This window comes from Nonomuraea sp. NPDC003727, assembly GCF_053586935.1.
The window spans coordinates 1-13200 of record NZ_JBSFNE010000026.1; the positions used below are offsets into that span (position 1 = coordinate 1).

The window sequence follows — 13200 nt, forward strand, 5'->3', positions numbered from 1 at the left end:
GCCCAGAACCCACTCCCGCAGACACTTACCGCTTAACCTGCAGAAACAGGATCACGCGAAGATCGATTCATACACCACGTCCGTGGACGTGACCCCGCGCTCTCCAAAGTCAGCGGTAGTGCCTCGAACACTTCATTACGAGATTCTTCATGATTGTCCAGCGTTATCCGCCACTGCCTCCGTGCCCTGGCCACAGCCACCCACGCCCCTCCGCACGTCCACGGTCGTCCGCGATCGTGCGAGACCGTTGTTAGCAACCGCGTTAGCAAGAGCTCGACCTTCGCCACGTCATCCGATGGCAAGAGGACCCGCACCGCAGGGCCGCCAGGCCCGAGGAGCGGAAGCCTCGCGGCAGGCCCTTCTTCAGCACCCGCATTAGGAGAGCGATGGCCCTGCGACTGGCGTCTATGCTGTGAGCTGCGCGAACGCCTCGCATGCCTCATGCCGGTTGCCTCTGGTGGACAGGTGATCTTGATCGACAACCCCTCCAGCAGGGGCTTCTCTGCTTGTCGATCAACATGTCGCTGTCATCAGGCACTCTGACCTGCTGCTTCAGGTTGGAAAACCTCACGCGATCGACTGAACGCAAGCCTCGGCAGCGAAAGCCCAACGACTAGAAATCGAGAGCGATTCTTCAGGTTTCATCGGGATCATAGATTGCTGTCGCGAAGGCCAGAGGCGCGATCCTGGGCTGAGTGAGTAGCGGCGATATACGACGAGAAGGCGTAGAAATGCGGGTGTACTCGCCCTCGGAGAACCGAAGCTGAAGGTGTCCAGATAGCACTACGCCTCGGAGATCCCAATGGTACGACGCAAGGTGAATGGTGACTTGAGCGCGGTCGAGTCGCTCAATGTCGCTCTACAGACGCTCACGCTCTTCCACGGATACGTTCAGCAGGCCGACGCCAAACTCGCCACTGCGGCCACCATCCACCTCGGCTTCACCGCGGTCGCCGCCACCCAGGTTGGTGGCCTGGGTAGGGCATGGGCGAGCAATCCGTTGCTGGTAGTCGCCGCAGTTATCGTGGTCATGTTCTTCGCGGCCGGATTCCTCGTCTCGGGACACCACCTCATCAGCGCGCTGCATCCCCGCCTCACCGGGCCGTCCGGGCCCAACAGATTCGGCCTGGTCCGAAAAATCGATGTGTCATCATCGGCCAGCGCCGCAGAACAGCAGCGCGAGGCATGGTCACTGATCACCACCCTCTCTGAGGTGGCCTTGCGCAAGCACGAACGGATCAGGAACAGCCTGCGGTGGATGGTCCTGATGCCTATCGCTATCGTCGCTTGGCTAGCGCTGAGGGCGCTGACCAGCTGACGTCTCGGGGTGGGTTCAGCTGGTCGCCTACGTCGGCTGCGGGTCAGGAGATCTCATCTAGGGAGGCGAACAGGGAGTCGGGGTCAGCTGGTGGCAGCGGGACGCCGAGCCTTTCGAAGGCTCCGCGCAACGCGCTGTCGCTGGCGAGAACGAGATCGTAGACACTCGCCGCCCGCTGAGCGTCCACGATCTTTGCGACGAGTTTGAGAAGCTCTTCGGCGTCCTCTCGCCGAGTGTCCAGCATCTTCTCGAAGATGTCGGCTGCAGCGTCGCCATTTTCGGTCAGCCGTATGGCGAAGCGCGCGAACGAGCTTTTGGTTGCTTCTGATAGGAGTTCCTCCCAGACTGCGCTGGATTCACGTAGTTTCTTGACACGCAGTTTTGTAGCTTCGGCTTGTGCTTCGATCTCATGCATGTGAACTAGATGAGCACGCCTGATTTCCTTTACTTCCTCTGGCAACCCTAGCTCGGCCTTCCCACCCCAACGGCAGATGATCGCCGGGTCAATATGGGGAGCCTCAGTCAGGCGGTGATCGAGGGCCTCGTTGGCCGCCTCTTCCGCTGCGGCCAGCTCGAATATGGAGTGGTCCCGCGTTGCTGTGCGGACCGTCTGTCGCACGAGGGCACTAACACGACCGATCTCAGCCCGGTCGGGTGTCGACTGGTTGCGTCTACCGGTCGGCAGCTGGGATAGCCGGACGGTCACGGCGAAGTCGAATGCCTCCCCCTGGGCAGGAGAGGAGAAGACTAGAACGTCGCTCTCCACTGGCAGAGATGGCTCGGGGGCGAGGTTGAACTGCTTGATTAGGAACGACATTGTCAACCGTCCTTCAAGGTGCGGCTCAGATGATGGAAGAGCGAGACCGACACGGTTCCATTCCGCCGCCACACCATCAGATAGAGCTGGTAGGTCCGGCGCAGCCGAAGGTCACCTAAATGCCCGATCCTGAAGACGCCTTCCAGCACTGGCCGCATGGACGGGCGCCTGTCCCATTCCCTCACCCAACCGGTGAAGAGCTGCCACAGCTGGCCGGCCAGGCTCGACCCCTGCCCTGCCTTTTCGTCGGGGGACAAGCTCAGTTCCAGAGAGCGAGTCCACAGGGCAATCAGATCTTCCTCAGGGGAATGGTCGAGCAGGGCTAGCCGGGCGCCTTCGTAGCGCAGCTGACCGAGTCGTACCAGCGTGAGTGCGGCGGCGAGCCTTCTGCCGAACTGGACGTCGCAGGCCCACTTAGCCAGTTCGGTGGTGATGGACCGCGCCGTGTCCGCCACATAGATATCCGCGATGGATCGAGCCACAGCGTCACACAGCCAGTAGCTTTGGGTGGTCAGCGTGATTTGGCGGAATGAGCTAAGCACGTCGACGACGTTTCGGAGGCCTAGGCGTGAGCCGTAGGCTATTGCCGCTGTCGTCCGCTGTTCGTAGGATCCTGCTTCCGCCCATATACGAAGCAGCGTGTCCACCCGGCCTCTTATCTCGGGGTCACTGGCGGTGGCCTCCAACGCCCACGCGGCGAGCTGTTTGGGGCCAACTTTGGAATCCCGACTCCACCCGTCGAGGAACTCCTTTTCGATCAGGTCGAAGTCGTATGTCGCGAGGAGACCAACCGCGTGCGCGACTTTGATCCGTACGTGCTCGTCCGAGCTCTCGCCGAGGTGACGCAACCATGCGTAGAGGTGCTCACGGACCGCTGGCAACTCCTCCCAGATCATCGGGAGAAGCTGCGGGGCGAGCTCATCACGCAGCTGAACGCGTCGTCCCTCACCCCGCCGGCTGCCCTTCACGGCGCTGACTCCCGAATAGCTGAGCCAGGTCTCCAGCCGCTCCCAGACCGGAGGGATATCCGGTTCCTCGTCTTCCCGGGTTCCGTCGGGTATCTGTTCGGCAAGTTCGAGAGCGGCACCCGATACGACCGGTTCAGGCAAGCCATGGAGTACGGCACTGCTCACCAAGAAACACCGACCGTACCTGGACGAATCCTGGTCAAGATGCTCCCGAAACCGCTTCTGGGTGAACAGTGGCTGGGCGTCGAGCACGTCGCTGACGGTCAGATTCTGTCGTAGGCCTTCCACGAGCCGGTTCGCGAGGCGCAGGGCTTCGGTCGGCCGACAACCGGACAGCCGACTGCCGAGGTCATGTTCGTCAAGCCGATGCTTGTCCCATGCGTCCGGGTCACGGAGCAGGTACGTGAAGGTCTTCCGGAAGACCAGGTCGGCGGCCGGCTGCACGTGGTCCACCACCCGGTGCGGAAGGTCGCAGTCCGGTCCTGCGAGGATGACGATGCGGCACTCGCCTCGCGTCGCCACGTCCGATAGATGATCTGCGATTTCCTCTAGCTGCGACGTCCATGTGCTCTCGTCAGCGAGCAGGAGATACCCGGCCCCCTTCTCCAGGTCAGTCACGCTCACGTGGATTGGCTCATCCTTGAGCATCAGCCGGTTGCACGACTTGGCCACCTCCAGAAGGGCGGCGATGGCGGTCGTGGTCCTCCCAGTGTGTCGGGGCCCGCGCAGTAGCAGGAGTGGTTCGGTGACCAGCAGCGTGGATAACCGGGTCTGTGACTCTGTGGCGACCAGGCACCCTCTGAGCCGTCCCATATGTTCCCCAGGCAGTGGCACGGCCTGCACAGGAGGCCCGTCAGAGGGGGTGACCTGGTAGTTGTAGAGGTCTCGGCCGGCTCCATAAACCGTGGCATTGTCACTGGCGTGGTTGATGGGACCGCCGAACCAATCCCGCCCCGCTGCTGTGTCTTTGCCGGCCTTGAGCTTTCGCAGGCTGGCCAGCCGTAGCCTCAGGTTGTCTTCCTCTCGCCGGATACGCGTGGCCAGCGATGCGTCATCGTCATGCTCATCCGGGCCGTCGTGCTCGTCCTGCGGCTCGCGATCTCCCTGGTCTGATGTCTCCGACGGTGTCTGCACCGCCAGGGTCGCCCCTCCCTCTCCGGCAGCCTGCCCTTCAGGGACGACAGGCTCAGGGGTGGACTCGCTCATCGGGATGGCCTTCCTCTTCGCGGATCGTCGCCGAAGAAGGCGTCCCTACCCGTGGAATACACGACGCCGTTGCCGCTGGCCGTGTTGGTGCTGCCGCCGAAGTAGTCGCGGCCGACGGTGATACCGCCGGGCTGGACGCCCCCGTCCGGCTTCTCTTTGCCTTTGTCCGGTCCTGGTTCGACGTCGTACTCATCCAACTCAGCAAATTGGTGCACGTTATGCCCAGGAAGATGGACATAAGCACGGTACTCGTTGGATTTGGCCTTCACATGGACGTGGCGGAAGTCCTCAGGGGAAGGACCTCCATAGCCCTGTCCTACGAAGTCCTCGAAGATTCGATCCGAAACGATCACTCCGAGATCGGCCTGCTGACACGCGCTCATAGCGGCGCGTAGCGGGTCTGCACCTACCAATCTCCCGGACTGTACGGCGTGGCCACCGGGCGACCCAGCAGCGCCGTCCACGTGAATGGGGCCGCCATGCACTGCCAGCCGCAAGCGCATGCGGAGCTCTCCACGGTTGACAGCTTCGACGCCTTGCGCGAGCGATGTGACGAAAGGGCCCAAGATGGCCGCGGCGTCGGTGCCCGGCGGCAGAACGGCGAACTCACCGTCTCCCTGCGGTTGCCGCTTCCAGTCGAAAAGCGCCAGGCCAGCTGCTCCAGCGGCCCGATAGAGCACGCGGATGAGCATTCCTTGCAGCTCGACCTGATCGCTGTCGCGGCGGCTTCCGTAGTCCTCGATATCCGAGGTGATCATCAGGCGGTATTCCCGTTCGTCGAGCATTCGGTCCTCCTGGCTCGGTTCGAAGTTGCGCGCCAGCGTTGATTGTGCGAACGATCGGCTGTCGGAAACCCGGATTAATCCGGGTTCCAGGAATGATTTTCTGGCGGGAGCGGGTCCAGGTTGGCAAAGGCCGCCAAGCCGGAAAGGTCTGTAATGATCACGCGCCGGTGACCCGTGCGCAATATCCCTCGCGCCGACAGGCTACGAAGAATCTTCTGGACTGTGCTTTCCTTGGCACCGATCAGCCCGCCAAGTTCGACTTGAGTCAGCGGGACCCCCAGGTCCATGCCCTCTGGCCCGAGACGGCCGTGTCGAGCCACAACGGCCAGCAGCAGGCGAGCCAGGCATACGTCACTTTCGTATCCGGCGAACTCCAGCCGACGCTGGTTCGCCCAGCGCAGTCGGTCACTCATCAGGGTGCTGAGAGTCAGTGCAGCGGAAGGATGTTGCCGCAGAAAGTCGAGAAAGACTTCGCCCTTGATCAGCCGGACCACGGTCACCCCACAGGTGACCACCGTCGCTGAGCGTGCCGCCCCATCCAGCACCGCCATGTCGCCGATCACATCTCCCCTGACTCGTACAGCGAGCAGAGACTCGGCACCGTTCTCTGTGCGCGCGGATACCTTGACCAGGCCATGCATAACGACCGAGACAACTCTTCCGGGCTCGCCTTGGCGCACCATCACGTGATTGGCGGGGTGCGTGTGCATGACTCCCAGTGCAAGCAGGACACGCCTAGACGATTCCGACAGTCGTGCAAGGAAGGTTCCTGATGGCCAAGGGAAAGTTCCCAAGGAAGACGGAACACTCCGCATGGAGACCCTCCGCAGGCACGAGGCAACACGCTGTCAGCACAAAAATGCTATCTGCGGACGGAACCATCAATACGTTGTGAATTAATATCCGCCCCTATTTATGGGTATCGGAACGGATTATCCGCAGCCGGCGATTGATGATCAAGGGTGCGCAGGTCGCTCTGGCTGAACGCGGGCGTCACTGCCCCCGAAGTCGCCAAGAGGGCAGGTCACAGTGTGGACGTCCTCCTCCGCGTCTACGCCAAGTGCGTGGACGGCCAGCAGGATCACATCAACGGGGCCTTCCCGCAGCGGGCCAACGTTGCTTACAAGCTGGCAGGTGAGGGCCATGGCTGAGCCCACGGGGTCCGCACGACCACCGTGGAGGAGCGTGTCGACGTCGTCGCTCCGACGATGTTTGCATGGGTGCCGTGGCCGAGTGTGGTAGCCGGGCACTGGCTGCAGGGGGTGTCCGATCTCGTCCGCTCGGATGTGGAAACGACGTGTCGGACGTGGTTGAGCGCATCGCCGGGGGTGTCAGCCGTGATCGCATACCAGTGTCCGTGGCGTTGGCTCTCCGGTAGGCGGCGCGCCGTCTCCTCGCCGACCGGCCGGTACATTGTCGTTCCGGTCACCCGTACGAAGAAGGTGCGGTCGAGAATCTCGCAGGTGTCGCCTGCAGGCGCGTGCTTGCGCAGCCACGCCAGCGTATGCGCCTTGTCCGCCGGCCCGTGCAGCACCTGGGTGGGAAACCGGGTGGATTCGTAGCGGCTGTCGAACAGACACAGATCGGGGTCTCCTTCCACGCATCGAATGACAGCATGCCGCCAGCCCCGGGCGTCGTATTCCTCTTGGTGCAGGAACGCCTCGGCGGGTGTGAGAGCGAACTGCTGTTCGTTCCGACTGAGGACGGCAACGATCCGCTCCAGTGGCGCCGGATACAGGCGTCCGCCCGTTGTCGGGCGTCCCCACAACTGGTTGATGAACTCGGCGACGTCGGAGATCGTGAGCGCCGCGTCGACCGGAGTCAGGAGGGAATATCCGTTCGGGTGGGCGGCAGTGTTCCTGAGCGTGCACAGCGCACGCTCGATGGTGCGGTTGCGCTGCCCGCGCAACAGCCTCACGCTTCGCGCCCACGTGTGCAGGCCCTGCAGCTGCCCGTTGAACGGGATGGGCGCGTGGCCCGACGTGATGCACAGCTTCGAGCCTCGCTGGCGGCGTGCCAACTCGAGGACCTGCTCGTCATGGTCGACGGTCACCACGTGGCGGGTATTGCCGGGGCCGAGCAAGGTCACCGCGGCGCCGTCGTAGAAGGCGACAAAGCGAGCGCGGAGCGCTTGCTCGAGAATGAACAGGGCTTGGTCGTGCGCTGTGGTGAAGAGCTCGTAGGAGAAGAGCCCGTGAGCGTATAGGTCGCGCACCCGGTCGAAGGCAAGGCGTGTGTCCTCGGCGACATCCGGTGCAAGTGCGCAAGCGGCCATGATTGCCTGCTGGTACTCCGCGGCGGCTTCGGGGGTCAGCGCTCGGTCGAGGCCCAGCCCGTACGGGGTGAAGCGCAGCGTGCGTTCATCAGGGGTCTGGAGTTCGCTCAACGATCTGATGGTCATCATCATCGGGGTCACCTTGGGCATGGGCGCAGGGCAGCCTGCCAGGCTACAGCTTCATGCGTTCGCTGGTCGAGATCTGCCCTGGCGCGTCAGCATTCCCGCTGCTAGTCTCGCGCGCCCCGGTCCGCCGAGAGGGCGTTAGGCGGTCCACTAACCGGCGGCCGCGCTTGGCTGGTGACGTGCTCGAGCGCCTGATCAGGTATGTCTAGGCAGTCCTGGGACTACCTGGAATATGTCCGCGGAATGCCCCTACAGTCCTGGCAGAAAGCCGTTTTCGATACCGATGACTTCGACGACGTCGAGCTGGCAGGTACCGCCGAGACGGTCCGGGTCGAGCTGCCCTGGTGATCGTGGGGATCAGTGAGGGACCTGATAGTCCTGAACCGGTGCACCTGGGAAAACGTCGCCAAGATCATCCCGCACCCATGCACGGCTCGCGCTATCCCAAAGCTCATCCCGCACATGTCTCGCGCCCCCAAAGCCCGCCATCAGTCGCTCCGCGGCAGGCGGATGCAACCGCTGGGCCGCCAAGCGCAGAAACCGGAAACCCAGCGGCAGGCCGACTAACAGTTCACCCCTCTCCTGAAGTCTTCCCTACCGCTACATAGAACCCGATCAGCCAGGGATCGGCTCGCGTTTTAGGTCATACTGCGAAGCTGGTTGATCTTCCTGTCCAGATCACGGAGGACGCCAGGCAGTCTCTCGGCGGCGTAGCCCAGTGATGTCGCTGACTTCCGGAGATCATGCGAAGAGAACACCTCAGCGGCGAACGCCAAGGTTCTGGCCGTTCGTGCATCAGTCCCTCCTGGGGTCTCTTGCAGCATGGTGATGACCTGGCGAAGGTCCTCGAGGGAGTCGGCGGTAAGAGTTCCTGTTCGCTCAAGCTGGTCAGCGATCTTCTCGAGCCGCGCAATCGGGGCTGTGAAGAACTCGCTGAGGAGCTTGCCGAGTCGCTCCTCGGTCATAGGGAGGAGTCTGGCGAGGGCTGGCCCGTGCTCGCCCTCATGCTCGCGCTTCCACTTCAGCAGCAGGTCGGGTGGATAGAGCTCCTCGCCGTACTCGCTATCGTCGATCTCCGCGTGGTGGGCGAGGCATACCAGGATGAGATTCTTGAACGCGTCCCGCTCCCGCCGTTCTGCATCGTTCTTGCACTCGCGGTAGCGGTTGGCCCGTGGCTTGACCCCGTAGATATGGGCGATTTGGGCGTTCTTCTTGAAGACACCTGGCCGTACCTCGTAGATGACAGGGAAGGGGCACCCCGGGGCGTAGCAATGCCCGTTGCTCAGCGCCCAAAGCGCGGCCTGGACAGGAGCCGAGATCTCTCGTCGCTTGTTGGAATTGCCTCGCGGTTGCTGTGTCACCTCGTGAAAGTACGACGGAGGCGTCGCCACGCCAAGGTCAGCATGGAGTTGATACCTAGCCGACGTCCGTCGCCCTGTCGGTGCAGCGTGACAGGATGTCCCGGTGGATCAACAGATGTTGGGCCATAGCCGACGCGGCCCGTCCTGGAGCGGCGGGGGAGGAGGTAGCAGTGCCCGGCGTGGTCGAGCAGACCAAGGCAGAGATCCGCTTCGCTCTGAACCAACTCGCTGCTCGGAACGGACAACACGAGTTCGAGACCCTCTCGCGGATGCTGGCCCGGGCCACCGTCACGCGCAACGTCCTTCCCGCCACGGGCCCCGTCGCCGCGGGTGGCGATCAGGGCCGGGACTTCGAGACGTACCACACCGAGATGGCCGGGCAGACGCAGCGGCTCGGCCACGACCTCGGCATGCGCGACAATGACGGGGTTGGCTTCACATGCACGCTTCAGCAAGACAACATCGGCTCCAAGATCCGCGGGGACGTGGACAAGATCCTGGCGGACGGCTCCACGGTGCGGTTCGTCCTCGCGTATTGCGAAGTGAACATCCCGGTCAGCCGCCGACACGACCTGCAGCGTCAGGTCCGTAACAAACACGGCGTCCACCTGGAGATCTTCGACGGGACCGGGATCACGGAGCTTCTGGCACACCACGCGACGTTCTGGATCGCAGAGGAGTACCTGCACCTGCCGGGCCGCGCCCTGCCGCCGCCCCCGGACCGGCCGGATTGGTACGAGGCCGACCTGGCCCGGTGGCGCACGGTCACCGAACCGGTCATCAGCTGGGGGCACTATGTCGATCTCATGGGCTGTCTGCGGTACGCGTACCTCGCCCGTGAAGGCCGCGAGGATATCCCGTTCTGGCTGGAGAAGCTCGCACCTCTCCTGGACGACGGCGTTCCTGGGCCGCTACGGCACGCAGCGCGGCACCAGGCCATCCTCGCCCACCACCTCGGCTTGGGATCTATGCACCCGGTCGATCACCTGACCGCCGTTGAGATCGATGCCGCCACGATCTCAGCCGATCCGAACCTCATCGGGGACGCAACGGTTCTGCTCTTGCTCACTTGCGCTGCCTTGGCACGGGGCGAGACCAGCCACACTGCCGACCAGATCATGATCTGGAACAGGGCGCTCACGGCCCGTATCGAGGGACTACTCACCCACGGCCCGTACCCCGGTGAGACCTGCTCACTTCTTGAGTCGCTGGCCGCGCTGAAGATACAGCCCGACCTCGACCAGGCCGCAACCACCGGCACCGATTACCAGATCGCCGACGCCACCACCGACTTCACTATCAGTGAGCGGTTGCAGGCAGTCGGGGCGAACAAATTGACACCGATCGACGTTCCGAGCATCGACCGATCCGGCGCTATGGATGCGTTCGCCCGTCTCGCCGAGACCTTGCCGGAGGCCCCGCTCTATCCCGTCGAACACGCCAGCAGGTTCCTCACGCTCCACACGCCGTTGCTGATTGACGAACCGCGGTTCGATGCCCTTGCGGACTTTTTCGACCGTCGGCTGGCGGAATCCATGGGCAACGACGCCGCCGCGGACAAGGCACTCGATCGCGCCGACGCCCTCTTCAACATCGGCCGCCTGCAGGACGGGCTCCGACACCTGCACCGAGCCCGACTCAGTCTGTTTCATGGCGAGGCTGGGGCCCGACTCATCGAAGCAACCTTGGCGACCGCTGAGGCGTACCAGCAGCTGCGCCTCTACTCGGCCGCCAAATACTACGGCCTGGTTGCGGCGGCATTGACCCAGCGAGAAAACCCCGAACTGTACACCCAGGGCCTGTTCAAGGCCGCCGCGGCCGACTACCACCAGGGCAACTGGGTCAGCTCCACGCAACTGAACCGCGCCGCGCTTATGGCTCATGGTCTGCTGGCGGAGCAAGCCTTCGACTTCGAACGCCACACGTGGCTGGGCGCTGCCCTCTTCGAGCTCGCCAACACCAGGGCCCTGGCCGACAAGCTCGATGCCCCCTACAAGGATCTGGTGGATGACGCCACCGCTGACGCAGGTATCTCCGGGCTCCTCGACTTCTTTGTCGACGGCCTGTCCCAGAACGGGCCGCCGTGGTGGGACGACACGGATGTCGAGCAGCACGTCGCGCAGGTTGTTGAGCAGTTGGGGCGCCCGCCATTCGCCGACGCCGGTCCACATCGGCGGGTGCGGTTCCAGTGCCTGGGAGTGACCTGGACGGTCGAGTTCGGCGGCCAAGAGCCGGACGTTGTGGTGGGCGAGCGCTTCGCCGCAACCCTCCAGATCGCGCTTGCACACTTGGCGTCCGCAGACCCAGCTCTCTTCCCGACCAGGGTCAAGGTGCTTATCACCGCTGGCATGCCCAACACCGACCTCGCCATCGAGCAGGTCGAGTCGACGCCGACCGAGACCTGCTTCCGTTGCACACTCGCAACCGTCGATCACCACAAACCAGAGGTCTACGAGACCGTCACCCAGCAGACCCTAGCGGCCGCGGCCACCGTCATCGTCACTGTCTCAGCGCTGCCCGACGACCGGTGGGCGGGCCTGCTCGCCCGAGCCTTCGAGCAGGGCCTGACGTCGATCACGACCTTCGCCATGCCGTACGATGTCGCGTTCCAAAGTGCCACCCAGAACCACCGTCTCCATCTGACGCTCGACGAGCAACGACCGTTGGCAAGCGACGACACGGCTTGCCCGGCTGCCGGCCCCGGGCTGGAGTTTCCTGACATGCCGGGTCCCGGGTACACCCTGTCGCACAGTCAGGACGAGGTGCGGTTCAAGTACGAGAACCTCCCCAGGCTCATGCGCCCAACCCTGGCGGCTCTCAGGCAGGCACCGGCCTTCGCAGCCACAGTCACGGTCTTGCGCGAACGTGGCTGGCTCGATTGGCACATCCTTCTGGCGATCCATGGCGTCGCGAAGAACGCCCGGCTCTATTACAGGCCTCAGCACTCGCCAAACGACCTCGAAGCCGTGCGCGAACTCTTCCTGGCGCCGGAACCCGAGGATGACCCGGTCCCCCTGAGGTACTTCTCGTTGACCTCCCTCGAACAGACGCTGAATGTGACCCTTCCCGCCAGCGCCACCACCATGTGGAAGCTCATGCTGCGGCAGCGCCCCATAGACATCGAGGCGGCGAGGCGGTTGCTGATCGCCCGTTACGGTTGGGCCAGCGACGACATCGAGCACGAGGATCCGTTTCAGCCGCGCCCGTAGCCATGCGGTTTACTACTGATCGACGAACGGGCGGCTGATAGCCCCGCATCGGCAGCCTGCGACTGCAAGCCGTACGCCCGTCCACGATCACGAAGCTGTACCGGGATCTCATGGCCGGCGGCGGGCAAGAACGGCCGGCCTCTTTCCTCCCGGACGGTCGACTACGTCCATGCCGTCCTCCGCAAAGCCTTCCGCGACGCGGTGGACGTCGACGAGTTGCTCTCCTCCAGCCCGGTCGAGAAAGCCAAGCGCCCGCGCCGCGAGGTCAGTGAGCCGGGAACCGTCTGGACCGCGGACCAGCTCAAGGCGTTCCTCCAGGGCGCCCGGGATCACCGGCTCTGGGCCTTCTTCCACGTCGCGGCCTACACGGGTGCCCGACGTGGCGAACTTCTCCACCTCCGCTGGTCCGACGTGGACCTCGACAACAAGCAGCTCGTCATCAGGGGTTCGGCATCGTTCATCGGAGGTGAGCGCGTCGAGGGGACCACCAAGAGCGGCAGGAAGCGCATCGTCAGCATCGACGACGGCACGATCCACGTCCTCCGCAGCCAACACAAGATGCAGGCCGCCGACAAGCTCAAGGTCGGCCCGGAATGGCGGGGAGGCGGCGACTACGTGTTCACGACAGGCTGGGGCGAACCGATCCACCCGGACACCGTCAGCTCGCTCTTCCCAACGCTGGTCAAGCGCTACAACGAAATACACCCGAACGCCCCGCTACCGCATGCCCGGCTGCACGATCTCCGGCACATTCACGCGACCACGCTCCTCCTCGCGGGCGTGCCCGTCCACGTCGTCGCGGCCCGTCTCGGCCATGCCGACCCGTCCATCACGCTGCGCGTCTACGCTCACGTGATCCGCGCGGCGGAAGCCTCCGCGGCAGACATCTTCGCTCAGGCGATCGGCGAGTAGTGGGAGCCACACTGTTAGCAGCGGTGTTAGCAAGATCCCGAGATTGTCCTGACAAACACGAAGGCCCGCTACCAGGTTGTCCCTGGTAGCGGGCCTTTCGAGTGAGCGCGGCCGAGAGGACTCGAACCCCTAACCTTCTGATCCGTAGTCAGATGCTCTATCCATTGAGCTACGGCCGCTCGCTGCGTAAGCAAGCATAGCGGACCCGGAGCCATGCCTCGAA

General features: G+C 63.7%; 9 protein-coding genes, 1 tRNA gene and 1 pseudogene. 4 read left to right on the top strand and 7 right to left on the bottom strand.

Translation table 11 applies throughout. The annotated features are described in order from the left end of the window. The first annotated feature begins 829 nt into the window (after positions 1–829). Positions 830–1318 carry a hypothetical protein gene (locus tag ACWDLG_RS39690; protein WP_449929970.1) on the top strand — a complete coding sequence of 163 codons (489 nt, stop codon included), beginning with the start codon at positions 830–832 and terminating at the stop codon, positions 1316–1318. 43 nt (positions 1319–1361) lie between these two features. Here ACWDLG_RS39690 and ACWDLG_RS39695 read toward each other — a convergent pair whose 3' ends face one another. The 4 genes from ACWDLG_RS39695 to ACWDLG_RS39710 form a co-directional block, all read right to left on the bottom strand. Beyond that, a complete protein-coding gene (locus tag ACWDLG_RS39695) occupies positions 1362–2135 on the bottom strand; it encodes a hypothetical protein (protein WP_449929972.1) in 774 nt (257 codons plus the stop codon). Between the two features lie 2 nt (positions 2136–2137). Continuing rightward, complete coding sequence (locus tag ACWDLG_RS39700) at positions 2138–4309, bottom strand: hypothetical protein (RefSeq protein WP_449929974.1); 2172 nt, start codon at positions 4307–4309, stop codon at positions 2138–2140. Continuing rightward, positions 4306–5094, bottom strand: coding sequence for a hypothetical protein (locus ACWDLG_RS39705; protein WP_449929976.1), 789 nt, complete (start codon positions 5092–5094; stop codon positions 4306–4308). The genes ACWDLG_RS39700 and ACWDLG_RS39705 overlap by 4 nt, the downstream gene beginning before the upstream one ends. A gap of 74 nt (positions 5095–5168) precedes the next feature. Next, positions 5169–5804 (bottom strand): Crp/Fnr family transcriptional regulator, encoded by a 636-nt coding sequence (locus ACWDLG_RS39710; protein ID WP_449929978.1) that lies wholly within the window; start codon positions 5802–5804, stop codon positions 5169–5171. A gap of 261 nt (positions 5805–6065) precedes the next feature. Here ACWDLG_RS39710 and ACWDLG_RS39715 point away from each other — a divergent pair. Next, positions 6066–6245 (top strand): annotated as a pseudogene (locus ACWDLG_RS39715) (hypothetical protein); the annotation flags it as partial. On the opposite strand, the gene ACWDLG_RS39720 reads toward ACWDLG_RS39715, so the two are convergent. Next, positions 6215–7501, bottom strand: coding sequence for a hypothetical protein (locus ACWDLG_RS39720; protein WP_449929980.1), 1287 nt, complete (start codon positions 7499–7501; stop codon positions 6215–6217). The pseudogene ACWDLG_RS39715 and the gene ACWDLG_RS39720 overlap by 31 nt on opposite strands. Before the next feature lie 632 nt (positions 7502–8133). Then, positions 8134–8856, bottom strand: a complete 723-nt coding sequence (locus ACWDLG_RS39725; RefSeq protein ID WP_449929982.1) for a hypothetical protein — start codon at positions 8854–8856, stop codon at positions 8134–8136. A gap of 170 nt (positions 8857–9026) precedes the next feature. Between ACWDLG_RS39725 and ACWDLG_RS39730 the strand changes: the two genes are divergently transcribed. Then, complete coding sequence (locus ACWDLG_RS39730; protein ID WP_449929984.1) at positions 9027–12065, top strand: hypothetical protein; 3039 nt, start codon at positions 9027–9029, stop codon at positions 12063–12065. Between the two features lie 201 nt (positions 12066–12266). Further along, positions 12267–12977, top strand: coding sequence for a tyrosine-type recombinase/integrase (locus tag ACWDLG_RS39735; RefSeq protein WP_449929986.1), 711 nt, complete (start codon positions 12267–12269; stop codon positions 12975–12977). Positions 12978–13083: 106 nt separating this feature from the next. On the opposite strand, the gene ACWDLG_RS39740 is transcribed toward ACWDLG_RS39735, so the two are convergent. Continuing rightward, positions 13084–13156 (bottom strand) — tRNA-Arg (locus tag ACWDLG_RS39740). Positions 13157–13200 lie beyond the last annotated feature (44 nt).

What these genes read in the sequence shown, in the direction of transcription:
- ACWDLG_RS39695 (WP_449929972.1), bottom strand. Translation starts at nt 2,135, where the DNA reads ATGTCGTTCCTAATCAAGCAGTTCAACCTCGCCCCCGAGCCATCTCTG.
- ACWDLG_RS39700 (WP_449929974.1), bottom strand. Translation starts at nt 4,309, where the DNA reads ATGAGCGAGTCCACCCCTGAGCCTGTCGTCCCTGAAGGGCAGGCTGCC.
- ACWDLG_RS39705 (WP_449929976.1), bottom strand. Translation starts at nt 5,094, where the DNA reads ATGCTCGACGAACGGGAATACCGCCTGATGATCACCTCGGATATCGAG.
- ACWDLG_RS39710 (WP_449929978.1), bottom strand. Translation starts at nt 5,804, where the DNA reads ATGCACACGCACCCCGCCAATCACGTGATGGTGCGCCAAGGCGAGCCC.
- ACWDLG_RS39720 (WP_449929980.1), bottom strand. Translation starts at nt 7,501, where the DNA reads ATGATGATGACCATCAGATCGTTGAGCGAACTCCAGACCCCTGATGAA.